Source organism: Streptomyces sp. NPDC044719 (genome assembly GCF_056433405.1).
On sequence record NZ_JBWKHE010000006.1, the window covers coordinates 192,181 to 214,791 of the forward strand.

General features: G+C 71.2%; 23 protein-coding genes. 9 read left to right on the top strand and 14 right to left on the bottom strand.

The window, feature by feature from the left end; genetic code table 11:
• Position 1: 1 nt before the first annotated feature.
• From AC07DF_RS24465 to AC07DF_RS24495, 7 genes are all read right to left on the bottom strand, one after another.
• Positions 2–1,003 (bottom strand): AAA family ATPase, encoded by a 1,002-nt coding sequence (locus AC07DF_RS24465; protein ID WP_478975137.1) that lies wholly within the window; start codon positions 1,001–1,003, stop codon positions 2–4.
• The gene (locus AC07DF_RS24470) at positions 1,003–3,366 is read right to left on the bottom strand and encodes a VMAP-C domain-containing protein (RefSeq protein ID WP_478975140.1); all 2,364 of its coding nucleotides are present in this window, start codon (positions 3,364–3,366) and stop codon (positions 1,003–1,005) included. The genes AC07DF_RS24465 and AC07DF_RS24470 overlap by 1 nt, the downstream gene beginning before the upstream one ends.
• On the bottom strand, positions 3,354–4,508 hold the full coding sequence (locus tag AC07DF_RS24475; protein ID WP_478975143.1) for a lipase family protein: 1,155 nt from the start codon (positions 4,506–4,508) through the stop codon (positions 3,354–3,356). The genes AC07DF_RS24470 and AC07DF_RS24475 overlap by 13 nt, the downstream gene beginning before the upstream one ends.
• A gap of 94 nt (positions 4,509–4,602) precedes the next feature.
• Complete coding sequence (locus AC07DF_RS24480) at positions 4,603–5,436, bottom strand: isoprenyl transferase (protein ID WP_478975146.1); 834 nt, start codon at positions 5,434–5,436, stop codon at positions 4,603–4,605.
• A 49-nt stretch (positions 5,437–5,485) separates the two neighbouring features.
• The gene (gene recO, locus AC07DF_RS24485; protein ID WP_359896142.1) at positions 5,486–6,232 is read right to left on the bottom strand and encodes a DNA repair protein RecO; all 747 of its coding nucleotides are present in this window, start codon (positions 6,230–6,232) and stop codon (positions 5,486–5,488) included.
• A gap of 26 nt (positions 6,233–6,258) precedes the next feature.
• Positions 6,259–6,474: a hypothetical protein gene (locus AC07DF_RS24490; RefSeq protein ID WP_478975151.1), complete on the bottom strand. Its 216-nt coding sequence runs from the start codon at positions 6,472–6,474 to the stop codon at positions 6,259–6,261.
• Positions 6,471–6,677, bottom strand: a complete 207-nt coding sequence (locus AC07DF_RS24495; RefSeq protein WP_229845541.1) for a hypothetical protein — start codon at positions 6,675–6,677, stop codon at positions 6,471–6,473. Before AC07DF_RS24495 ends, AC07DF_RS24490 begins: the two co-directional genes overlap by 4 nt.
• A gap of 116 nt (positions 6,678–6,793) precedes the next feature.
• On the opposite strand from AC07DF_RS24495, the gene AC07DF_RS24500 reads away from it, so the two are divergent.
• The 4 genes from AC07DF_RS24500 (at position 6,794) to AC07DF_RS24515 (ending at position 9,783) form a co-directional block, all read left to right on the top strand.
• On the top strand, positions 6,794–7,624 hold the full coding sequence (locus AC07DF_RS24500) for a helix-turn-helix domain-containing protein (protein ID WP_478975155.1): 831 nt from the start codon (positions 6,794–6,796) through the stop codon (positions 7,622–7,624).
• Positions 7,606–7,800 (top strand): DUF397 domain-containing protein, encoded by a 195-nt coding sequence (locus AC07DF_RS24505; RefSeq protein WP_478975157.1) that lies wholly within the window; start codon positions 7,606–7,608, stop codon positions 7,798–7,800. Before AC07DF_RS24500 ends, AC07DF_RS24505 begins: the two co-directional genes overlap by 19 nt.
• A 13-nt stretch (positions 7,801–7,813) precedes the next feature.
• Positions 7,814–8,248 carry an N-acetyltransferase family protein gene (locus AC07DF_RS24510; protein WP_478976214.1) on the top strand — a complete coding sequence of 145 codons (435 nt, stop codon included), beginning with the start codon at positions 7,814–7,816 and terminating at the stop codon, positions 8,246–8,248.
• A gap of 65 nt (positions 8,249–8,313) precedes the next feature.
• Positions 8,314–9,783, top strand: coding sequence for an alpha/beta hydrolase (locus tag AC07DF_RS24515; protein WP_478975160.1), 1,470 nt, complete (start codon positions 8,314–8,316; stop codon positions 9,781–9,783).
• Here the strand turns inward: AC07DF_RS24515 and AC07DF_RS24520 are convergent.
• From AC07DF_RS24520 to AC07DF_RS24535, 4 genes are all read right to left on the bottom strand, one after another.
• Positions 9,780–10,217, bottom strand: coding sequence for a VOC family protein (locus tag AC07DF_RS24520; protein ID WP_478975163.1), 438 nt, complete (start codon positions 10,215–10,217; stop codon positions 9,780–9,782). The two genes, AC07DF_RS24515 and AC07DF_RS24520, sit on opposite strands and share 4 nt — an antisense overlap.
• Before the next feature lie 48 nt (positions 10,218–10,265).
• On the bottom strand, positions 10,266–11,408 hold the full coding sequence (locus AC07DF_RS24525) for an abortive phage infection protein (RefSeq protein ID WP_478975166.1): 1,143 nt from the start codon (positions 11,406–11,408) through the stop codon (positions 10,266–10,268).
• A 113-nt stretch (positions 11,409–11,521) separates the two neighbouring features.
• Positions 11,522–11,959 carry a protein-tyrosine phosphatase family protein gene (locus AC07DF_RS24530; RefSeq protein WP_478975169.1) on the bottom strand — a complete coding sequence of 146 codons (438 nt, stop codon included), beginning with the start codon at positions 11,957–11,959 and terminating at the stop codon, positions 11,522–11,524.
• 41 nt (positions 11,960–12,000) lie between these two features.
• Positions 12,001–12,714, bottom strand: coding sequence for a FadR/GntR family transcriptional regulator (locus AC07DF_RS24535; protein ID WP_478975171.1), 714 nt, complete (start codon positions 12,712–12,714; stop codon positions 12,001–12,003).
• Between the two features lie 245 nt (positions 12,715–12,959).
• On the opposite strand from AC07DF_RS24535, the gene AC07DF_RS24540 reads away from it, so the two are divergent.
• From AC07DF_RS24540 to AC07DF_RS24560, 5 genes are read left to right on the top strand one after another with little or no spacing between them, the layout of a single operon-like run.
• A complete protein-coding gene (locus AC07DF_RS24540; RefSeq protein ID WP_478975174.1) occupies positions 12,960–14,588 on the top strand; it encodes an ABC transporter substrate-binding protein in 1,629 nt (542 codons plus the stop codon).
• Positions 14,589–14,619: 31 nt separating this feature from the next.
• Positions 14,620–15,582, top strand: coding sequence for an ABC transporter permease (locus AC07DF_RS24545; protein WP_382579235.1), 963 nt, complete (start codon positions 14,620–14,622; stop codon positions 15,580–15,582).
• Positions 15,579–17,552, top strand: a complete 1,974-nt coding sequence (locus tag AC07DF_RS24550; protein WP_478975179.1) for a dipeptide/oligopeptide/nickel ABC transporter permease/ATP-binding protein — start codon at positions 15,579–15,581, stop codon at positions 17,550–17,552. The genes AC07DF_RS24545 and AC07DF_RS24550 overlap by 4 nt, the downstream gene beginning before the upstream one ends.
• Entirely contained in the window at positions 17,549–18,568 is a 1,020-nt protein-coding gene (locus AC07DF_RS24555) for an oligopeptide/dipeptide ABC transporter ATP-binding protein (RefSeq protein WP_478975182.1), read from the top strand. The genes AC07DF_RS24550 and AC07DF_RS24555 overlap by 4 nt, the downstream gene beginning before the upstream one ends.
• Complete coding sequence (locus tag AC07DF_RS24560) at positions 18,565–19,497, top strand: dihydrodipicolinate synthase family protein (protein WP_478975185.1); 933 nt, start codon at positions 18,565–18,567, stop codon at positions 19,495–19,497. Before AC07DF_RS24555 ends, AC07DF_RS24560 begins: the two co-directional genes overlap by 4 nt.
• Here AC07DF_RS24560 and AC07DF_RS24565 read toward each other — a convergent pair.
• Genes AC07DF_RS24565 through AC07DF_RS24575 form a run of 3 tightly spaced genes read right to left on the bottom strand, consistent with a single transcriptional unit; the run spans position 19,494 to position 22,597 of the window.
• Positions 19,494–20,690 (bottom strand): sialidase family protein, encoded by a 1,197-nt coding sequence (locus tag AC07DF_RS24565; RefSeq protein ID WP_478975188.1) that lies wholly within the window; start codon positions 20,688–20,690, stop codon positions 19,494–19,496. The genes AC07DF_RS24560 and AC07DF_RS24565 overlap by 4 nt on opposite strands.
• Positions 20,691–20,729: 39 nt before the next feature.
• On the bottom strand, positions 20,730–21,392 hold the full coding sequence (locus AC07DF_RS24570; RefSeq protein WP_478975191.1) for a response regulator transcription factor: 663 nt from the start codon (positions 21,390–21,392) through the stop codon (positions 20,730–20,732).
• Positions 21,389–22,597 carry a sensor histidine kinase gene (locus AC07DF_RS24575; protein ID WP_478975195.1) on the bottom strand — a complete coding sequence of 403 codons (1,209 nt, stop codon included), beginning with the start codon at positions 22,595–22,597 and terminating at the stop codon, positions 21,389–21,391. Before AC07DF_RS24575 ends, AC07DF_RS24570 begins: the two co-directional genes overlap by 4 nt.
• Positions 22,598–22,611 lie beyond the last annotated feature (14 nt).

A 22,611-nucleotide genomic window follows, 5' to 3' on the forward strand; every position in this document is an offset into this window, starting at 1 on the left:
CCTACCCGTCCGCGTTGAGCCGGTGCAGCACGGTCTTCAGCAGGCCGTCGGCGTCGAGCCGTGCCCCTCCGTGGCGCAGGAACACCGCGTTGAGGAGCTGGTCGGTGGCCAGTTCGCCCAGGGCGCGCCGGGCCAGGAACGCCTGCACCAGGTCACCCGCCTCGGCGAGGGCCTCCGGACCGAGGTGGCCCTCGACGATCTGGCGCAGGCGGGTCTCGTCCGGGTCGGCGAGGTGCAGGGGCAGGCACCGGCGCCGGAACGCCGGAGGGAAGTCCCGTTCCCCGTTGCTGGTGATGACCACGAGGGGGAACTGGGTGCAGCGCACCATCCCTCTGGTCACCCGCGCCCGCTGGTGCGGATCGGCGGTGAGCACGTCGACGTCCGCCTGGTCCTCGGGGAGCCTGGACAGTTCGGGGATCTCGAAGGTGCCCTCCTCGAAGACGGTGAGGAGGTCGTTCGGCAGGTCGACGTCCCCCTTGTCCAGCTCGTCCACGAGCAGGACCCGGGGTCGCGCGGTAGGGACGAGTGCGGTGCCGACGGGCCCCAGCCGGAGGAACGAACCGATGCCGGGCTGGGGCCCGTCCGCGGACCGGTGGAGGTTGCTCTCCTGGAGCCGCCCGACGGCGTCGTAGCGGTACAGCGCCTCATGGAGCGTGGAGCGGCTGTTGACGGGCCAGTGCAGTACGGGTCCCAGGTCGAGCTCGTGTGCGAGGGCGGCCGCGAGCGAGGACTTGCCGGTGCCCGGGTGCCCGGTGACCAGCAGGGGCCGTCGAAGGTGGATGGCGGCGTTGATGACGTCCGTCTCGGCGCGGCCGATCACGTAGTGGGGCGGGGTGTCGCGGGGAGCCGGAGCTCCGTCGGCCTCGGCGAAGCGTCGCCAGGGCGGGGCCTCGGGAATCGTGACGGAGCGTCGTCGGCCGTCTCCCCGGAAGATCTGCCAGTCGGCGTCTTCGGCGGTGGCGCCGTGCACCGTGGGGGCGTCCGGTTCGGGCTGCTGGGTCATCAGAGGCTCGCTTCTTCGGAGTCGGAGAGTGCGGAACCGGAGCGTCCGGAGTCGGAGGATTCAGCGTCAGAGGATTCAGCGTCGGGGAGTCCGGTCAGCGACAGCACCGGGGGCAGCGGGCGCTCGGCGTCCTCCAGCAGCACGGCTGGGCAGGCGGGATGGGCCACGGGATCCACGCATGCCCTGGCCCGGTAGTCCCGGATGCGCCAGGGAAGCCCCTCGACGGAGGCCTCGGGGCGCAGCGGGGTGAAGTGGGCGTCCGGGGTGGGCCCGGTGGCCTGCCGGTCCCACAGGACGACCGGGTAGCCGAGCAGGAGGGCGGCCTGGACGAGGCGGTCCCGGCCTGGCGGGCCGGCCCGCACCACGGCTCGGGCGGCACCGACGTCCGCCATCAGGGCCCCGTAGGCCGCATGACCTTCGGCGTGCCGGTCGTCCAGGTGAACCACTTCGTCGTTGTGACGTCCGGCCCAGCGGCGCTCCAGCTCCGCCCGGCGCTGCTCCTCGCGCTCGGGCGCGGACAGCGGCGCGCAGCGCAGCACCGTGGCGTGCGCGACGCCAAGCAGCAGGGGCACGGGGTCCGCGTCGTCGGCACCGTTCCAGGAGTCGACGGACAGGTGGAGGGCGTCGGGTTGCAGCAGGATCTCGACGACCGCGGGCGGCGCGGACGGGTCGGCGATCGCGCGCATGTGCGACACCGTTCGCTGGATGCGGCGGACCACGTCCCGTGGGGACAGTGGTGTACCGCTCTGTTCGGCGGCCTGGACGAGTTCACCGGACCCGGTGTCGACCCACATCACGCAGGTGAAGTGCGGTCCGTCGCCGGTCCGGCCCGATGCCTCCGCGTCCAGCTGCGCCACGACCCGGGGTGGTCGTCCGGCCCTGCGGAGCGAGCCCGCCCAGGCTGCGGCATCCGCGCGCCGCTCGGCCACGCCGCCGGCGTCGACCCCCAGCCTGCGGGCCACGCGGTCTCCCCAGGTGTGCAGGGCGTCGCGGGCGCCGGGGGTGACCGCGGCCAGCATCTCGGTGAACCGGACGACCGCGGGAACCAGTTGTCTCCCGGGGCGCACCATGCTCCGGCCGCCGGTGTGCTGTTCGAAGTGCTCCACGCACGCCATCAGCTGACCCGCCGTCGGGCCGTGCGGCTCCCCTGCGGCCGGCGGCAGCCAGCTCCTCTCCAGGGGCAGGGCGGCCCGCACCGCGGCGATCACCTGCGCCATCGGCGGCAGGTCCGGCGTCCGGCCGAGCAACTGTCCCAGCGACGCGTACTCCAGCGGGGACAGCAGTCCCGGCGCTCCCAGCGAGCGGCCCAGGGCGAGGAACCGGTCGGCGGCCTGCCGGTCCCGTTCGTGCAGGGCCTCCACCAGGGCGGCCATCGCCCGTTCCACGGTGAGCAGTGCGTGGGCTGTCTGCTGGTCGGAGGGGCACGGCCCCAGTCGGACCTGTGGGCAGGACGAGGCGAGGTGGTCGATGCACCGGGCGCGCAGATCATCGTCGGTGAGAGTGTTGCGCAGGGCGAGGGCGATCTCGTCACGGTCGGGCGACTGCGGCAGGGAGGGACAGCCTGGCAGCACAGGCCATGCCTCCGAACCACCTAAGGCTCGAATGTAGAGGCTGACCGGGGTTTGCGACGCCGGCATCCCCACCTTGACGTGATCGACGAGAGCGGTCAGGTCCGGCCGCAGATCAGCGGCGTTCCCCTCCAGCCAGTCGAGCAGGGAGTGGGAAAAGATCCCGCTGCCCAGTGCCGCGTCGTTCTCCGCCACCTGGCCGGCCGCGGCGGCACACAGCAGGAACTGTTCGACTTGACGCCGGGAGGGCTTGGGGAAGCTGGCGACCGCGGGTCCGGTCTGCTGGTGGTGATGCTCCAGGAAGGTCGCACAGGCGTCGAAGAAGAGGACCTGCTGTCCAAAGCCCCGCAGGTCGTCCCGCGTGAGGTACTCCCGCAGGTCGTTCGTGTCGATGCAGCGTTTGTCCTTCAGGGAGGCATCCGGACACAGCAGCAGGCGCCGGTTCCCATGGTCCAGGATCCCGTGACTGCCCCAGAAGACGTACAGCAGGTCACCGGTGCGCCGGTCGAGGTCGCTGGTGAAGGCGTCCATGAGCTGGTCCCGCGTCCAGGTCGGGCACCAGGTCAGTTCGGCGGCCCTGGTCTGTGTCTCAAGTCGGCGCCGGCTCTTCTCGCCCGGCGCCAGCAGCAGCTGGATGTTGGCGGCAGGCACGCCTCCTTTGCGCAGCCAGCGGGCGAAGCGCAGGGCGTCTCCCACGGCGCCGGTGAGATCCCAGTCCGGATGCTTCGGGTATTTTTCGATGCCGACGACCACGGCGTGGACGCGCCCCGGGTCGACGACGTTCAGCCCATCCATGTGCCGATGGCGTCCCAGACCTTGCGGTTGGACCAGTAGGCGCTGTGCGCGAAGGGGAACGGCTGACGGTTGTCGACCTCGTGGTCGGTGGCGTGTGCGGGAAAGACCTGGGCGGCGCTGAACGACAGCAGATCGCGTCTGTCGTAGAGGTTGAGCCAGCGTCTCGGGAAGTGTCCGGGCGGTGCCTGCGGGTGCTCGAGGGAGACGAGGGCGCCCGCCTCGTAGAAGAACGGCGCCTGTGAACCGACGGTGATCAGCTGGTCGACCCTCGCGATGCGCTCCCGCACCATCAGGTCGACGCAGGCCACGCCCCCCAGGCTGTGGGCGATCACGGTGACGGCGTCTCCGGGGGCGTGCTCGATGGTGCGCTTGATCAGTTGGCGCATCACCTCTCCCCGGGCCTGGTAGCGCAGGATGTCGCCGACCGCGGGCAGGAAGAGATCATCGTTGAGCGCGCCTCGGCGTCGCCGGGCGTGCCAGGACAGCGCGAGCAGGGCAGGTGTCGCGGCCGCCCGGGAGGCCGCTCCGGCGAGGGAGCGTCCCTGGGTGTGCAGATCGGAACTGACCAGGGAGAGCAGGGCGTCCCTTTGGAGGCCGTCCAAGGCATCGGCTCCCTGCTCGACCGCCGCCGCCAGGGCCACCGCCACCACGGCCCGCGCGAAGGCGTGCCGGTGCTCGTAGCCGCCCTCGTCCGCCGTGGCCGCCGCGTCCCGCAGCTCCGGCGACACGGCGACCGTGCACACCGCGTCGTTGAGGGAGCCGCCCAGCCCGTGGGCCGCGAAGGCGTCCCGCACCCGCGGGGAGGGAGCGTACGCGGACAGCTCGGCGAGCAGCTTCTGCGCCGGGCTCTGCCCCCGGCCCAGTCCCGAGGGAACGGCCGGGCGCAGGCTCAGCAGCCGGAGTTCGTAGCCGGGATCGCGGTAGAGCACACCCCAGACGGCGACCTGCTCGTCCTCATGCCGGCCTCCGCCGGAACCGACGTAGCCGGGGATGCTCGCACCGCCCAGTGCCAGGCGTGCGCCTCCTTCACGCCCCCAGAAGCAGCCCCGCACCTCGGCCTCGGGCCATGTCTCCGCCAGCGAGGCCCGCACGGTCTCCAGGGTCCTGCCGTACGACTCTTCCCGCACACCGGTGCCATGCACGAATACGACCGAGCGCTGCACGTTCCCCCCACGCGACGCAGACGGCCGGGCGTCTTCGCGCGGCCCGTATCCGATGCTAGTCCGGGCCGGCCGGTCAGGGGGCCTGCTTGCCCTCCATGGCCAGCAGCTCCTCGTTCGGGATGGCCCCGCCGAACCGCCGGTCGCGCGAGGCGAACTCCAGGCACGCCCGCCACAGGTCCCGCCGGTCGAAGTCCGGCCACAGCACGTCCTGGAAGACCATCTCGGCGTACGCGCTCTGCCAGATCAGGTAATTGGAGGTGCGCTGCTCACCGCTCGGGCGCAGGAACAGGTCCACGTCCGGCATGTCCGGGTAGTACATGTACTTCGAGAAGGTCTTCTCGTTGACCTTCGACGGGTCGAGCTTCCCGCTCTTCACGTCCTCGGCCAGCGCCTGCGCGGCGTCGGCGATCTCGGCCCGCCCCCCGTAGTTCATGCAGAAGTACAGGGTCAGCCGGTCGTTGTCCTTGGTCTGCTCCTGGGCGATCTGGAGCTCCTTGGCCACGGAACGCCACAGCTTCGGCATCCGGCCCACCCAGCGCACCCGGATGCCCAGCTCGTCGAGCTGGTCGCGGGTCTTGCGGATGAAGTCCCGGTTGAAGTTCATCAGGAAGCGCACCTCGTCCGGCGAGCGCTTCCAGTTCTCGGTGGAGAAGGCGTACAGGGAGATGGCGCCCACGCCCATCTCGATGGCGCCCTGGAGCACGTCCAGCACCCGCTCGGCGCCGACCTTGTGGCCCTCGGTACGCGGCAGGCCCCGGTCCTTGGCCCATCGTCCGTTGCCGTCCATGACGATCGCCACATGCTTCGGTACGAGCTCTCCGAGCTTCGGCGGCCGTGCGCCGGACGGGTGCGGCTCCGGCGTCCTGTACTCCCGGCGCTGGCGCCCCAGGATCCCGCGTACGGCCATGTGTCTCTCGCTCCTCGTGCTTGCTTGCAATACGTCTGTACGGGCGGGCCTACTTCTCCACGTACCGCAGGGAACGCAGCCCGCGCTCCATGTGCCAGTGCAGATACGCGGACACCAGCCCGCTGCCCTCGCGGACGTACCGCGCCTCGCACGCGTCCGCGGTGTCCCAGTCTCCCGTAAGCAGAGCAGCGAGGAGTTCGAGGGCCTGGGGCGAGGGTACGACGCTGCCGGGCACCCGGCAGTCCACGCAGACGGAACCGCCCGAGGCGACCGAGAAGAACCGGTTGGGCCCGGGCATCCCGCACTTCGCGCAGTCCGTGAAGCTCGGGGCGTACCCGTTGACGGCGAGGGAGCGCAGCAGGAAGGCGTCGAGCACGAGATGCGGGGCGTGCTCTCCCCGGGCGAGGGTCCGCAGCCCGCCGACGAGCAGCAGATACTGCTGCACGGCCGGCTCCCCCTCGTGATCGGTGAACCGCTCGGCGGTCTCCAGCATGACGGTCCCGGCCGTGTACCGAGCGTAATCGCTGACGATCCCGCCGCCGTACGGCGCGATGGTCTCACTCTGCGTGCACAGCGGCAGCCCGCGCCCGACGAGCTCGCTCCCCTTGGCGAAGAACTGCACGTCGACGTGCGAGAAGGGTTCGAGGCGCGCACCGAACTTCGACTTCGTCCGGCGCACGCCCCGGGCCACGGCCCGTACCCGTCCGTGACCGCGCGTGAGCAGCGTGATGATCCGGTCCGCCTCACCCAGCTTCTGGGTGCGCAGCACGATGCCGTCGTCGCGGAACAGACTCATGGCGTCATTCTCGCAGGGTCACCGGGTCAAGGGACCTCACCCCTGCTGCGGGCGTTGGCGTACGCCGTCGCCGCGCTCAGCCGCTCGGCCGGGGTGGCGTGCCGGACGGCGCCGGGCTCCGCGTCCCATTCCTTCCCGCCCCCGTACGGCCGCAGCTGCACGTAGGGCCCCTCATGCCCCATGACGATGCCGATGCGTCCACTGCGGGTGTCCACCACATACGAGCCGACTGGGGGCTTCATCGCAGCACCGCCGCGAGCCGCCGGGCGGTCTCCACGGAACACCGGCCCAATTCCACGAGCGGACAGGGTGCTTCCCGCGCAAGACTCACCGGGTCCAGGCCCAGTGACGGCAGGGTAATTCCCGCCTTCGCGAGTTCTGCCCGCAATTCTTTCACCGCGTCCTCCGCTTCTTCGACGCAGTGCGCCGAGTGTCGTGCCTCCACCGTGCTCCCCTTCCTTTGGCGTTTTCACTCTTCGCATCCCTACGGTGACGCTCCGCGCCTACACTCGGGAGGGGTCTGTGCCCTACAACTGCGGGGCAGCACAAAGGGGTTCGGCAATGGCCAACGGTTCTCGTCAGGCGGCATGGGAGTTCTTCGGCACGGAGCTCAAGCGACGGAGGGAGGACGCGGGGATCACCCAGGTGGAGCTGGGGTCGCGGGTTTTCGTCTCCGGCGGATACATCGGCCAGTTCGAACAGGCCATTCGCAAGCCACAGTTGGATGTGGCGCAGCGGATCGACGGGGTGCTGCAAACCGACGGTATTTTCGAGCGGTTGTGCAGGAAGCTGATTGACGATAAGCGGTATGCGGATTATTTCGCGGAGGTTCTGGCGCTGGAGAGGCTGGCGACAGCGATCTGCGAGTTCGAACCGACCGTGGTGCCGGGTCTTCTTCAGACGCCTGCCTACGTGAGGGCACTCACCCTGGCGACGCATCCATTCGCGGCGGACGAGTTCACCGAGGACAGAGTCGCCGCCCGCGTGGAACGCGCCCAGATCCTCGACGACGCTACAAGGCCCGTGTATTGGGCGATCGTGCACGAAACCGTGCTCCGGATCCCGGTCGGCAATCCTGGCGTCGCGGCCCAGGCCCTGGACCACATGGCCGATCTCGCGGGCGCACGCAAGGTGGTGTTGCAGGTGCTCCCGTTCTCGGCCGGGGCGCCGGCCAACAACGGCTCGCTACGGTTCATGGAGTTCGAGGACGCGCCGCCCGTCGCCTATACAGAGACGTCGTTTTCGGGAACGTTGATCGACGACCCGGCCATGGTGAAGCGTGCACAGCGCGCCTACGATCTGCTCAGGGGTGCCGCGCTGTCGCCGGAGGCGTCCCTCGCCCTGGTCCGATCGGCGGCTGAGGATTTCAGACGATGCACTCCTACGACCTGAGCAACGCCCGCTGGCGAAAGAGCAGCTACAGCAACGGCGATGGCGGCAACTGCGTCGAGATCGCCGACGGAGTCCCCGGCACGGTCCCCGTCCGCGACAGCAAGCTGGCCGACGGCCCGGTGGTCCTGATCGGGGCAGCCGCCTGGGGCACGTTCATACGTCACCACCGCCGCTGACGTGCACTGGATCATGCGCCCCGCCGAGCCGGTGGACGTCGAGCCGATCGCGGAGCTGCGGGCGGTCGTGATGCGCCCGGATCTGGAGCGGCTGGGCCGCTACGACGCGCACCGGGTCAGGCAGCGGCTACGCGACGGCTTCGTCCCGCAGCACACCTCGGTCATCGAGGCCGACGGCACCTTCGCGGGCAGCGTCGCACTGCGCCCGGCCGAGGACGGCACCTGGCTGGAGCACTTCTACCTCGATCCCGGCCTCCAGGGCCGGGGACTGGGTTCGGCGGTACTCCGCGCCCTGCTGGCCCGAACCGACGCCGCCGCCGAACCCGTACGCCTGAACGTCCTCCAGGGCAGCCCGGCCCGCCGCCTCTACGAACGCCACGGCTTCACGGTCGAAAGCCAGGACCCGATCGACGTCTTCATGCTGCGCCCGCCGTTCAGTAGGGGGTAAACCCCCTGCGATTCCCTCCAGTTGCCCGGATGGGGCGCGGGTCGGGAAGCCGCCAGGCTCGTGCCATGAAGCAGATCAAGCATGCCTCACTGATCGCGGCCTCCGCCGTCCTGCTAGGACTCGCCGTCCCGCTGACCGCCTCCGCCGCCGGCCCCGCGTCCCTCAAGTGGGGCAAGTGCGAGGGCACCGGCCTCGACCCCCGCCAGCAGTGCGCCACCGTCGACGTGCCCATGGACTACTCCGACCCCGACGGGCGGCAGATCCAGATCGCCGTCTCCCGTATCCCGAGTGAGAAGGCCTCCGCTCGCCGGGGTGCGCTGTTACTCATCCCGGGCGGGCCGGGTGGGGTCAGTCTCGAGGATCCGTCGGGCAAGGGGCGGAAGCTGCCGCAGGAGGTTCGGGACGCCTATGACCTGATCGGGTTCGCGCCGCGCGGGATGGCGCCGTCCAGTACCGCCGCGTGTGGGCTTGAGGACAAGGACCTCGCCCTCGCCAAGCTGCCCTGGCCCGCCCCGGACGGTTCCGTCACGGAGACCATGGCCACTGCCCGGCGTATCGCCGGCGCCTGTGCCCGCAACGGCGGTGAGCTGATACGGCACATCAGCAGCGCCAACGAGGCCCGCGACCTCGACCGCGTCCGGGCCGCCCTGGGCGAGAGCCGGATCTCCGCGTGGGGCGACTCGTACGGCACGTACGTCGGCTCCCTCTACAGCCAGTTGTTCCCGCACCGCACCGACCGCATCGTGCTGGACAGCAACGACGACCCCGACCCCACCCGGGTGGGACGCGCCTGGCTCGCCGCGTTCGAGACCGGCGTGGAGGACAACTTCCCGGAGTTCGCCAAGTGGGCGTCCAGGCCCGGGAATCCGTACCGGGTGGCCCGTAAGGCTGCCGACGTACGCCCCCTCTTCCTGCGGCTGGCCGAACGGCTCGACCACGAGCCCCTCCCCTGGCCCGGAGCCAACCCGCCGGAGCTGAACGGCAACGTCCTGCGCCAGACCATGCTGAACAGCCTCTACGGTCCCGACGAGTACCCCGCGCTGGCGCAGATGATCCTGGCCACGCGCAAGGGCGCCGTGCCGCCCGTGCCCGAGGCCCCGGACGAGTCGATGATGCAGAGCGCTGCCGCCGTCGGCGTCGGCACGCTCTGCAACGACGTCGTCTGGCCCAAGTCCGTCGCCCACTACCAGAAGGGGACCGACGAGAGCCGGGCGAAGTTCCCCCTGACGGCGGGCATGCCGCGCGGTGCCATGCCGTGTGCCGCCTGGCCGTTCACGCAGAAGGAGCCGCCGGTACGGATCACCGACGACGGTCCGTCCAACATCCTGCTCGTGCAGAACGTGCGGGACGTCGCCACCCCGCTGAGCGGGGCCCGCGAACTCCGGCGTGCCTTCGGCGACCGGGCCGTCATGGTGACGGTGAACTCCACGGGCCACGGCTCCTACCTCGCCAACGGCAACGCCTGCGGCGACCGGACCGTCTCCCGCTTCCTGGCGACGGGCGAGCGCCCGGACCGGGACACCTATTGCGCCTAGCGCTGGGCGAGCGGGGCCGGGGCCTCCTGGATCGCCCAGCCGTTTCCGTCGGGGTCCTGGAAGAAGAGGAAGGAGTTCCAGCCCTCCTCGCCCCGGCCCTCCGCCCAGCCGGACGCGCTCACGTGCAGGACCGGTGACACCTCCACCCCGCGTCCCACCAGCTCCGCCCTGGCCTTCTCGATGTCCGTGACACAGAGCTGGAGGCCCTGCAGCGAACCGGGGGTCATGCGCGGCTGCCCCGGTGACTCCGGCATCCCGGACTCCAGCACGATGGAGCAGCGGGAGCCGGGTGGCGTGAGCTGGACGAAGCGGCCCACGCCCTCGAAGAACGACGCGTCGATCTCGGCGCGGAAACCGCACCGGTCCACGTAGAAGGCCTTGGCCCGGTCCAGGTCGGTGACCGGTACGGCGACCACCTCGAGGGTCCATTCCATACGCACACCTCCTCGGCCATGGTCCCCCCGTGACGCGGACCGCGCCCGTCAGCCGTGTCGGCCGTACCGGCGGGCCACCGCGTGGAACGCCTCCTTCGGCTCCCAGTGCCAGCCGGAGGCCGGGTCGTCCGGACGGTCCTTGATCGCCTTGGTGATGGCGTACGTCGCGATGTCGAGGTCGAGCCGGGGCTCGTCCGGGCGGTGCGGGGCGTCCGCGCTGATGAACTCGAAGGTCATCGCCCCGTACAGGCCCATCGAGGCGAAGACGTCCAGCAGCTCGCCCACGTATGCGGCCTGGACGCGCTCGCTGCGGACCAGGTCCCCCTTGATCTCCGGCGGTTCCTTGTCGTAGTCGACGATGTCCCAGCCCATGCCGCCCGCCTCGGGGGCGCCGACGTACGCGCACGTGCCGAACTCGGTGATGGCGAGCGGCTTCCCCCAGCGCAGGTACTGCTTCAGCTCACGGACGTAGTCGGACCGCTTCTCGAAGTACGAGTAGTAGTCGATGCCGACGATGTCGAAGAGGCTCCAGTCCGGATCGTCGATGTCCTGGGCGGCGGCATAGCTGAGGTTGCCGTTGAAGACGGAACGGCCGACCTTCGCGGCCTTCGCCGTGAACTCGGCGAGGCGGCGCAGCGTCCGCGGCCAGTCGACCGTGCCGTTCTGGAGGTGCCTGATGCGTTCCAGGACCGTCTCGCCCGGCAGGATGCCGGGGACGAACAGCCAGAACTCGCAGCCGACGCTGAGGTCGACACTCGCGCCCTGCCGCCGTAACCGCTCCGCGAACCGGCCGGTCTCGGCGAGGTGTTCCAGGATGTCCCGCTGCGGGGCGTCCCCGAGGGTCGGCTGCAACCAGACGTGCAGCCCCCGTTCGGCGGCCTCGGCGGCGGTGGCGGTGAGCCGTTCGACGCCGTCCCCCGTGACGTCGATGGTGTCGGCGTGCAGCTCGTCACGGATGGCCCGCACATCCGCCCGCATCCGGCGCGCGCTCCACGCGGTGCCGGGTGTCTCCCCCTCCCCGACCGTGTAGACGACGCCGTGCCGGCGCAGCCCCCGGCCGGGCCCGGCTTCCGTCGCCCGGGCCTGTCCGGCCGATGCCACCATCCCGGCGGCCCCCACCGCCGCGGTCCCGGCCAGGAACTGCGCCCGGCTGATCCCCTTGCCCTGCCTGCTCCCCTTGGTCTCTTCCATGCCGTTCACTGTGCCGAGCCGGGCCCCGGGCCGCTGTCGGCCGTCGGTCTACGGCAGCGCGACCAAGGTATGAGGTGCCGCGCCGAAGGAGAGACCCCTCAGGCCCAGCAGGCTCATCCCCCGCCGAACCGGCGTACGTACCGCCGCTGCCAGGGCGTCTCCACCGCGTGCCGGTCGTAGTGACGGCGGACGTACGCCACCGCCTCCTCCCCGGGCACGCCGTCCAGGACGGCGAGGCAGGCCAGGGCCGTGCCCGTGCGGCCGCGTCCGCCGCCGCAGGCGATCTCCACGCGCTCCACGGCGGCCCGTTCCCAGACGTCGGCCAGCACCGTACGGGCGATGGCGAGGTCCGACGGCAGCCGGAAGTCGGGCCAGCGGATCCAGGCCGACTCCCAGGGGACCTCGGAGGGCTGCTTGCCGAGCAGGTAGACACCGTAGGAGGGACGGGGCGCGCCGGGATCCAAGGGATGGCGGAGGCCTCGCCCCCGTACCAGCCGGCCGGAAGGCAGTCTCAGGACGCCGGTGTCACTCTCGCTCCACAGATCGCTCACGCCCCTCATCATGCTCCGCGCCCGCCCGCCCGGGAGCGGAATCAGCCCACCCCCCGCGACTCCTCCGCCGCCCGCGCCTCGATCCCCCGGAAGTGGACCGCCATCGCCCGCTGCGCGCCCTCCACGTCGCGGGCGCGCAGGGCGGTGACGATGTCGCGGTGGCGGCGGACCGTGATCTCCGGGGTGGGGTCGTCGGTCCAGCCGCGGGCGCCGGAGACCCGCCGGAAGACGGTCCAGAAGGCGGCGAGGAGCTGGGGGACCAGGGCGTTGCCGAGGGAGGCGTACAGGGCCTCGTGGAACTCGCGGTCGAGGTCGGGGAAGGACCGGGCCATGGCACTGGCCGACTCCATACGGGTCACTACGCCCTCCAGCTTGTCCAGTTCCGCCTCGGTCAGCGTCGCGGCGACCCGGCGGATCAGGCCCTCCTCCAGTACTTCACGGACCTGGAGGATCTCGGCGAGGGCGCCGGTGTCGTCGTCGTGCCGGGCCAGGGTGCGGAAGGTCAGGCCGTCGACCAGCGGGGTGAGGGAGGCCTGGCCGACATAGGTGCCGTAGCCGTGTCTGATCTCGACGATGTCGAGGGCCTGGAGGGCCTTGAGGGCCTCGCGGACGGAGTTGCGGCTGACGCCGAGGGCCTCCATCAGTTCGGCCTCGGTGGGCAGCGGCGCGCCGGCGGTGAGTCTGCGGTCGAGGATGAGCTGGACGACCTGGCGCTGTATCCGGCTGGTCCTGGGCTCCTCGGACATGCGCCGCATCGTACGCGCCCCGGACGTCCCACGTCCCACCTCTGGCGGTACCGAGTGCCGGGCCGACCCTGATAGGCCGTCAACTCGCGCCATTTCACAGTGCCATTGGTGCGACCTCTGGCAGATACGCCATTCGTGTGCGCCCTCTTGACCGCCCTCACGCCCCCTCCTATGGTCGCGCTGACCGCCAGGACGTAGGACGTCGTATCTCCCGCCCCTTCACTCCCTTTCCAGACCTCACCGCTGGAGGACCCGTGCGCGACGTGACCCCCGACGTACCGGCGCCGCACCGCCGGACCTTCCTGAAGTACACCGGCGCACTGGGCGCGGCCGCCGCCGTCTCCGCGTCGCTGTCGGCCTGTTCGTCCGGGCCGGAGTCCACCAACGAGACCGGCGGGGGCGACGGCGAGGACCGGACGCTCACCGCGGTGATCGGCTACGGCAACGACGGCAGCTGGGACCCGACCCAGACGGCGTCCGCGTTCTGCATGGCCGCCAACAACCACATCTACGAGGGCCTGCTGGACACCGACCCGATCTCCCGCGAGCCGTACGCGGCCCTGGCGACCGAGGTGCCGAAGGACCCGGACAGCACGTCCTGGAAGTTCACGCTGCGGGCCGGTGCGAAGTTCCACGACGGCAAGCCCGTGACCGCCGACGACGTGGTGTTCGTCTTCGAGCGGATCCTCGACCCGGACACCCAGACGCTCGCCAAGGGCTTCTTCGCGAGCTGGCTGAAGGAGGTCCGGAAGATCGACGCGCAGAACGTGGAGCTGGTGCTCAAGTTCCCGTTCCCGGACGGGCTGTCCCGGCTGACGCTCGCGAAGATCATGCCGAAGCACGTGTTCTCCAAGCCGGGCGGCTGGGACGACGCCATCAAGGGGCTGGCCGTCGGGTCGGGGCCGTACCGGCAGACCGCGCACCACCCCAAGTCGAACACCACCTTCGAGGCGTTCGCCGACTACAACGGGCCGCGCAAGCCCGCCTTCCGGAAGATGAACTGGCTGACGATCGTGGACGCCGCGCCCCGCGTCGCGAAGATCTCGGGGTCGAGCGCGGGGGCACAGATCGCGGACAACATCCCGTACGCCAACATCGGCCAGTTGGAGAGCGGCGGTCTCACGGTCGCCGGCGGGGCCGGGATGAACAACCTGTTCCTGATGTTCAACACCCAGCACAAGCCCTTCGACGACGTGCGCGTGCGCCAGGCCCTGCACTACGCCATCGACACCGGGAAGATGGTGGAGGTCGCGCTCAAGGGGCGCGGGAAGCCGTCGAGCTCCTTCCTCGACGAGAGCAACCCGTCCTACCGCCGGGCCAAGACCGTCTACGACTACGACCCGGACAAGGCGAAAGCGCTGCTCAAGGCCGCCGGGGTCAAGGGGCTGAGCATCGAGATCCTCGCGGTGAACGTCAGCTGGATCGTGGACTGCCTGCCGACCATCAAGTCCTCCTGGGACGCGATCGGGGTGAAGACGACCCTCTCCCCGCAGGAGACGACCGCCGTCTTCACGAAGATGGACCAGAAGCAGGACTACCAGGTCGTCGCCGCCGCCTCGAACCCCAACCAGTTCGGCCTCGACGCCGATCTGATCATGCATTACAACTACGGGCCCGAGAACCTGTGGATGCAGTACACGCGGTGGGCGGGCAACTCCGTCGCCAAGGCGCTCTTCAGGGACATGGACCGGGCCACCCGGGAGCCGGACGCCGGGAAGAAGAAGACGATGGTCCAGGACTACATCGACGTCGTCGCCGAACAGGCCGTGCTCTACCCGGTCGTCCACAACGAGCTGATGACGGCCTGGGACCCCAAGCGGCTCAGCGGGATAAGGCCGCAGCCGTACCCCGGTATCAACCTCCTCCAGGCCAAGTGGGCCTAGCCGTGTCGTTCGGACAGGGGGCCTTCGCCACGTGATCGCCGTCGTACGGATCCTGCTCCGCCGCATCGCCCTGCTCGTGCCGCTGATGCTCGGCATCGTGCTGTTCGTGTTCCTGGTGATGCGGTTCTCGGACGTCGACCCGGCGTCCGCGTTCTTCCAGGGCGCCAACCCGACACCCCAGCAACTGCACGACTTCCGGGAGGAACACGGCCTGCTCGACCCACTGCCCGTGCGCTACGTGGACTTCGTCGCCGACGTGCTGCACGGCGACATGGGCACCAGCGCGCTGACCCGGGCGCCGGTGATCGACCAGGTCACCACCGCGCTGCCGCTCACCCTCCAGCTGACCTTCCTGGGCCTGGGCATCGCGGTCGTGCTGTCCCTGCTGGGCGGGGTGACCGCGGCGATCTACCGGGACCGGCTGCCCGACCAGATCATCCGGGTCGTGTCGCTGACCGGCGTCGCCGCGCCCGGCTTCTGGCTGGCGCTGCTGATGATCCAGTACCTGGCGGTCGACCTGGGCTGGTTCCCGACCGGCGGCTACATCAACCCGGCCGACTCCTTCACCGGCTGGCTGAAGACCATGACCCTGCCGGCCTTCGCGCTGTCGCTGCCGGTGGCGGCGCAGCTGACCCGGATCGTGCGGACGGCCGTGGTGGAGGAGCTGGACAAGGACTACGTACGGACGGCGATCGGCAGCGGGCTGCCGCCCCGGGTCGTGGTCGGGCGGAACGTCCTGCGGAACGCCCTGATCAATCCGCTCACCGTGCTCGGCCTGCGCGTCGGTTATCTCCTCGGTGGCGCGGTCGTCATCGAGACGATCTTCTCGCTGCCGGGCATGGGCAAGCTGATGATCGACGCGGTGAAGAACGGCGATCCGGCCGTCGTCCAGGGCGTCGTCCTGACCACGGCGGCCGGGTTCGTCGTCGTGAACCTCGTCATCGACGTCCTCTACCTGCTGGTCAACCCGCGACTGAGGGATGCGACCACATGATGACCCGCAAGAGCCTCACCGAGACGTTGTCCCGGCCCGGCCTGCGGCTGCGCGGCTGGCGCCGGCTGCCGCTGCTGTCGAAGGTCGCCGTCTGCTTCCTGGCGGTCGTCGTGCTGATGGCGCTGCTCGCGCCGGTCCTCGCCCCGCACGACCCGCTCGACCAGCAGCCGCCGGTCGACGGCACCGGGCATCCCTCAGCCGAGCACTGGATGGGCCAGGACAGCCTCGGCCGGGACATCCTGAGCCGGCTGATGTACGGGGCGCGCTGGTCGCTCGCGATCGGGCTCGGCGCGACGGGCCTGGCGCTGGTGGCCGGCGCGCTGCTCGGGGCGATCGCGGCCACCTCGCGCAAGGCGGTCGACGAGACGCTGATGCGCTGTCTGGACGTCGTGATGGCGTTCCCGGGCATCGCGCTGGCCGCCGTGCTCGTGGCGGTGTTCGGCGGTGGCATCACGGTGCTGATCTGCGCGATCGCGTTCCTGTTCACGCCACCGGTGGCGCGGGTCGTCCGGGCGAACGTCCTCGACCAGTACGGCGAGGACTATGTGACGGCGGAACGGGTGATCGGCGCCCGGACCCCGCACATCGTGCTCAAGCACGTGGCGATCAACTGCGCCGCTCCGGTGCTGGTGTTCTGCACGGTCCAGGTCGCCGAGGCGGTGGTCTTCGAGGCGTCGCTGTCCTTCATCGGAGCGGGTGTACGGCCGCCCGACCCGTCCTGGGGCAGTGTCATCGCGGACGGCAAGAACATGGTGCTGACCGGGGGCTGGTGGGCGACGGTGTTCCCCGGGCTGCTGATGCTGGTCACGGTGCTGTCGCTGAACATCCTGTCCGAGGGGGTGTCCGACGCGTGGGCGGCCCCGTCGGCCCGGGAGGTGGAGGCGCCCGAGGACGACCGGCTGGAGGCGCCGGAGCCCGGCAGCGGGGAGGTCGTACAACTGCCGGGCCTCGCGGAAGCGGCCCGGAGGCTGCGGGCCCGGGCCCGCCGGCTGCCCCGGGCCGGTCAGCCGGTGCTCGCGGTGGAGAACCTCGCGATCGGCTTCGACCAGCGGCACGGCGGCGTGGACATCGTGGACGGCATCAGCTTCGAGGTGCGTCCCGGTGAGGTGCTGGGCCTGGTCGGCGAGTCGGGCTGCGGCAAGTCGCTGACCGCGCTGGCGGTCATGGGCCTTGAGCCGAAGGGGGCACGCGTCAGCGGACAGGTCCGGTTCCACCAGCGGGATCTGATCGCCGAGCCGATGCGCGTACGCCGCAAGCTCCTCGGCCACGAGATGGCGATGATCTACCAGGACGCGCTGTCGTCACTGAACCCGGCGATGACGATCCGCGCCCAGCTCAAACAGGTCGTCCGGCGCGGCGGGCGGCGCGGTCCGGACGAACTGCTGACGATGGTCGGCCTCGACCCCGAGCGCACCCTGCGCAGCTATCCGCACGAACTGTCCGGCGGGCAGCGCCAGCGCGTCCTGATCGCCATGGCCCTGTCCCGCGACCCGAAGCTGATCGTCGCCGACGAGCCGACGACCGCCCTCGACGTGACCGTGCAGGCCCAGGTCATAGAGCTGCTGCTGCGGCTGCGCGAGGAGCTGGGCTTCGCGCTGATCCTCGTCTCGCACGACCTGGCGCTGATCGCGGACGTCACCGACCGGGTGGTGGTGATGTACGGCGGGCAGATCGTGGAGACGGGCGTGACCGCCGACCTGGTGGAGGCACCGGCCCACCACTACACGCGCGGTCTGCTCGGCAGTGTGCTGTCGCTGGAGTCGGCGCAGGAGCGGATGACGCAGATCAAGGGTGTCGTGCCGTCTCCGGCGGACTTCCCGGCGGGCTGCCGGTTCGCGGACCGGTGCCCGCGCGCGAGCGACATCTGCCGTACGACGGCTCCGGTCCTGGCCGGCCCCGAGGCGCACACGGCGGCCTGCCATCACCCGGCCATAGAGCTGTCGGCCACCGAGACCGAGGCGGTGTCATGAATGCGCTCGTGCAGTTGGCGGATGCTCACGTCGTCCACAAGGCCCGTAGCGGCGGCTTGTTCACCCGGGACCGGGTGTACGCCCTGACCGGCGCGGACCTGGCCATCGCGCCAGGCGAGACCGTCGGCGTGGTCGGCGAGTCGGGCTGCGGGAAGTCGACGCTGGCGAAGGTGCTGGTGGGCGTGCAGCGGCCGACCCAGGGCACGGTGTCGTTCCGGGGCCGGGACCTGTGGGCGATGCCGACCGCGGAGCGCCGGCGGGCCGTCGGCAGCAGTACCGGCATGATCTTCCAGGACCCGTCGACGGCCCTGAACCGCCGGCTGCCCGTCCGGCAGATCCTGCGGGACCCGCTGGACGTGCACGACCGGGGCACCAGGAGCCAACGCGAGGACCGGGTGAGGGAGTTGATGTCGCTCGTAGGCCTCCCCCGGGCCCTCGCCGACGCCCTGCCGGGACAGCTGTCGGGCGGGCAGCGGCAGCGCGTGGCGATCGCCCGGGCGCTGGCGCTGGACCCGGACCTGGTCGTGGCGGACGAGCCGACGAGCGCCCTGGACGTGTCCGTCCGGGCCCAGATCCTCAATCTCCTGCTGGATCTGAAGGAACGCCTGGGCCTGGCGCTGGTGTTCGTCTCGCACGACATCCAGACGGTGCGGCGGATGAGCGACCGTGTGATCACCATGTACCTGGGCCGGATCGTGGAGGAGTCCCCGGCCGCCCTGGTCACCGACCGGGCCCGGCACCCGTACACCCGCGCCCTGTTCTCCGCCACCCCCGGCCTGCTCGACCCGATCGACCCGATCCCGCTGGTCGGCCCGGTTCCGTCGGCGACCCGCCCGCCGAGCGGCTGCCCGTTCCGGACGCGCTGCTGGAAGGCGGACGGGACGTGCGCGGAGGCGATGCCGGACTTCTCGGCCGCGTCGGCCCCCGCGCACCGCTTCCGCTGCCACCATCCTGTCCAGGAGGACGAGTCGACCCGCGACCTCGCCCACCGACGCGCCCCGATGGAGGCTCCATGACCCTCACCCCGCTGACCGGTGTCATCCCGCCCGTGTGCACGCCCCTGACACCGGACCGCGAGGTGGACGTCCCCTCGCTGCTCAGGCTCGTCGACCATCTGCTGGCCGGCGGGGTGAGCGGACTGTTCGTGCTCGGCTCGACATCGGAGGCGGCGTATCTGCCGGACCGGCAGCGCAGGCTGGTCGTCGAGTCGGTCGCGGCCCATGTGAGCGGGCAGCTCCCGGTGCTGGCCGGGGCGATCGACATGACGACGGCCCGGGTCCTGGACCATGTCGCGTCGGTGACGGCGGCCGGAGCGGACGCGGTCGTCGTCACCGCCCCGTTCTACGCCCGCACCCACCCGGCGGAGATCGCCCGCCACTACCGCGCGGTCGCGGCCGGCAGCCCGGTCCCGGTCATCGCCTACGACCTTCCCGCCGCCGTCCACACGAAGCTGTCCACGGACGTGGTCCTGGAACTGGCCGCCGACGGTGTCCTGGCCGGACTCAAGGACTCCAGCGGTGACCTGGCCGCCTTCCGCCAGGTCCTGACCGGCGCCCGGGACCGCCAGGGCATCACCGGCTTCAGCGTGCTGACCGGCTCCGAGCTGATCGTCGACGCGGCGCTCGCGCTTGGCGCGGACGGGACGGTGCCCGGCCTCGGCAACGTCGACCCGCACGGCTACGTCCGCCTGGAGCGTCTGTGCCGTTCCGGCAAGTGGGAGGAGGCCCGTGCCGAACAGGAGCGGCTGTGCGCCCTGTTCGGCATGGTGAGCGTCGGCGACCCGGCCCGAATGGGCCCTGGTTCCTCGGCGATCGGCGCCTTCAAGGCCGCGCTGCACCTGCGGGGCGTGATCGACTGCCCGGCGACGGCGGAGCCGCAGGTGCCGCTGTCGCCGGACGAGGTGGAGCGGGTCGGGAAGTACCTGGCGGCGGCCGGGTTGCTCTAGAGCCGGTCGGCCCTCAGACGGCGGAACTCGATCGTCTCGTAGGTCCCCCGCTCCCCCGTCTCGTAGAGGATCCCCACCGTCTTCCGGCCGAGCGGCACCAGGTCGGAGTAGGCCGCGGGCTGCTGGGAGAGCGTCAGCGCCTTGGTGAACGTGCCGCCGCCGTCGGTGCTGCGCCAGAGGGCCATCGCCCGGCGGGCGGTGGGGACGGACGGGCCGGAGAACAGCAACGGCGCGTGTTTCCCAGCGAGTTGCAGGACGCTGCCCTGGACGATGGGGACCTCGTTCAGGGTGGGCTGCACGGTGTAGGGCCGGTCGAGGGACCCGCCACCGTCACGCGAATGGCTGTCGAGGCGGTTGCCGGGGCTCGTGCCGTGCTGGTCGCGTGCGTTGAAGTAGACCCTGCCGTCGGGGAGCTGTGCGGCGATCGACTCGTTGGCGTTGTTCACCCCGTCGTAGGAGTCGTCGACGAAGCCCGTCCGCCAGGTCCTGCCGCCGTCGTCGCTGAGGAGCGCGTGGGCGCCGTAGTAGCGGGGTTCCTGGCCGGTGTCCGGGGAGCCGGCGGGCGGGGCCGCCGAGTGGTTGGCGGGGACGACCAGCCGGCCCGCGTGCGGACCCCGGGTGAGGGCGAGCGCGTGGCCGGGGCCGGTCGCGTACCAGCGCCAGGTCGGGCGCTTGACCTGCGCGGTGATCTCACGGGGTGCGGTGAAGTGCCGGCCGTCGTCCCTGCTGTGCTGCACGAACACGCGGCGGCTCTGCTCCGGTGTGACCTCGCCCCGCATGATCTGGGCCTCCGTCACCTTGCCGCTGTTGTAGGAGGTGAGGAGCACGACCGCGCCGGTGCGCGGGTCGACGACGGGGGCCGGGTTGCCCCGGGTGTCGCCCTTCCCGGCGGCGACGACGGTGAGCGGGCCCCAGGTACAGCCGCCGTCCGCCGAGCGTCTGAGGACGACGTCGATGGCGCCGGTGTCCCCCGCGCCGCCGCGTCTGCCCTCGGCGAAGGCGAGGACGGTGTGCTTGCCCGTGGTGACGGTGGCGGGGATGCGGTACGTGTCGTAGCCGCCCTCGCCCGAGACGTACGGGACGGAGGACGTACAGCCGGGGGTGGCCGAGGCGGGGGTCGTCGCGGTGGTCGTCGCGGTGACGGCGGTGAGGAGGACCGTCGTGACGAGGAGGGTGCGGCTGAGGAGTCTCATCCTGCTCCTGAAGCGGGGGCGTCGGATGGTGCCTGTCCGTCAGATGTTCCCCGGTGTCACGATCCCCGACTCGTACGCCACGATGACCAACTGCGCCCGGTCCCGCGCCGCCAGCTTGCCCATGATGCGGCTGACGTGAGTCTTCGCGGTCAGCGGGCTCAGGCCCAACGCCTCGGCTATCTCCGTGTTGTTCAGGCCGCGTGCGACCAGCCCGAGCACCTCCCGCTCACGGTCGGACAGGCACTCCGGCCCGCCGGTCGCCGGTGCCGAGGGGCTGCGCAGGAACCGCTCGATCAGCCGTGCAGTGGGCCCGGGCGACAGCAGGGAGTCCCCGGCCGCGACCGTGCGGATGGCGTCGAGGAGTTCGGCCGGCCTGGTGTCCTTGACCAGGAACCCGGAGGCGCCGGCGCGCAGGGCGTCCACGATGTGCTCGTCGGTGTCGTAGGTGGTGAGGACCAGGACGCGGACGCCCGCGAGGTCGTCGTCGGAGGCGATGAGCCGGGTCGCCTCGATGCCGTCCAGGTCGGGCATGCGGATGTCCATCACGACGAGGTCGGCGCGCGCGCCGCGGGCCAGTTCCACGGCCTGCCTGCCGGTGGCGGCCTGGCCGACGACCTCCATGTCGGGGGCCGACTCCACGAGCATCGCGAACGCCTCCCGCACCAGGGTCTGGTCGTCCGCGAGCAGTACGCGGATGGTCATCCGGTCCTCTTCCCCGTCGTGGTCAGCGGCAGGACCGCGGCCACCTCGAAGCCGCCCCCGGGGCGTGGTCCGGCGTCGAGTGTGCCACCCACGCTGCGGGCCCGCTCCCGCATTCCGACGAGTCCGAAGCCCGGGGTGCCGCCCGGGTCCGGTCCGGTGCCGTCGTCGCTGACCGAAAGGTGCAGGGCGCCCTGCCGCTCGTCCAGCTCCACACGGACCGAGACGCCGGGTCCCGCGTGCCGCACCGCGTTTGTCAGGGCCTCCTGCACGATGCGGTAGGCGGCTGCGCCGACGGCGGGCGGTGCCTGCCGTATCCGTACGGTCTGCTCGACCCGGGCGCCGGCCAGCCGCGCGGCCTCAGCCAGGTCGGGCAGGCCGTCGAGGCCGGGCAGCGGGCCGCGGGTCTCCGGCGGGTCGTGCTCACGCAGCACCTCCAGCGTCGTACGGAGTTCACCGCGGGCGCTGCGGCAGGTCTCGGCGATGTCGTCGAGGGCCTTGGCGACGGTCTCCCGGTCGAGCCGCTCGGGATCCGCGGACAGCACATGGGCGGCGACGGAGGTCTGCACACCGATAAGGGTGATGCTGTGCGCGAGCAGGTCGTGCAGATCCCGGGCGATCCGCAGCCGCTCCTCGGCGACCCGCCGCCGGGCCTCCTCCTCCCTTGTCCGTTCGGCCCGTTCGGCACGCTCCACGATCGAGGCGACGTACTGGCGGTAGAACCGCACGTCGACACCGCAGAACAGCACGGCGACGACCCAGCCCGAGATCTGGAGCATCCTCAGGGCCTCATGGGCGTTGATGGTGAGCATCACGCTGGTCGAGAGGGTGAGGACACCGGCCCCGACCAGGGCGGCACGCAGCGGGCGGCCGGTGACGGCGACCGTGTAGAGCGCGATGTACGTGGCCGGGATCGGGGCGGAATGCGGGTTGTCGAGGGCGTGGTAGGGGGCGACACAGGCCACGACCCCGAGCAGCACGAGCAATGGCCGACGCCGCCGCCACACGATCGGCACGTTGCAAGCGACCAGCAGCACCCAGCCCACCGCATCGGGCCCACGCCCGCTGCCGCCCAGCAGCCCGAGGACAACGGCGACCGCGGCGGCGGCGACCGAGAGCACGGCGTCGTTCCGGAGCGCGTGCGGGGCGGTGAGGGGGTCGCGGTTGATCGCCGCGATGATCCGGTTACCGATGCTGGGTGCCTGCACGATCACATCCTCAA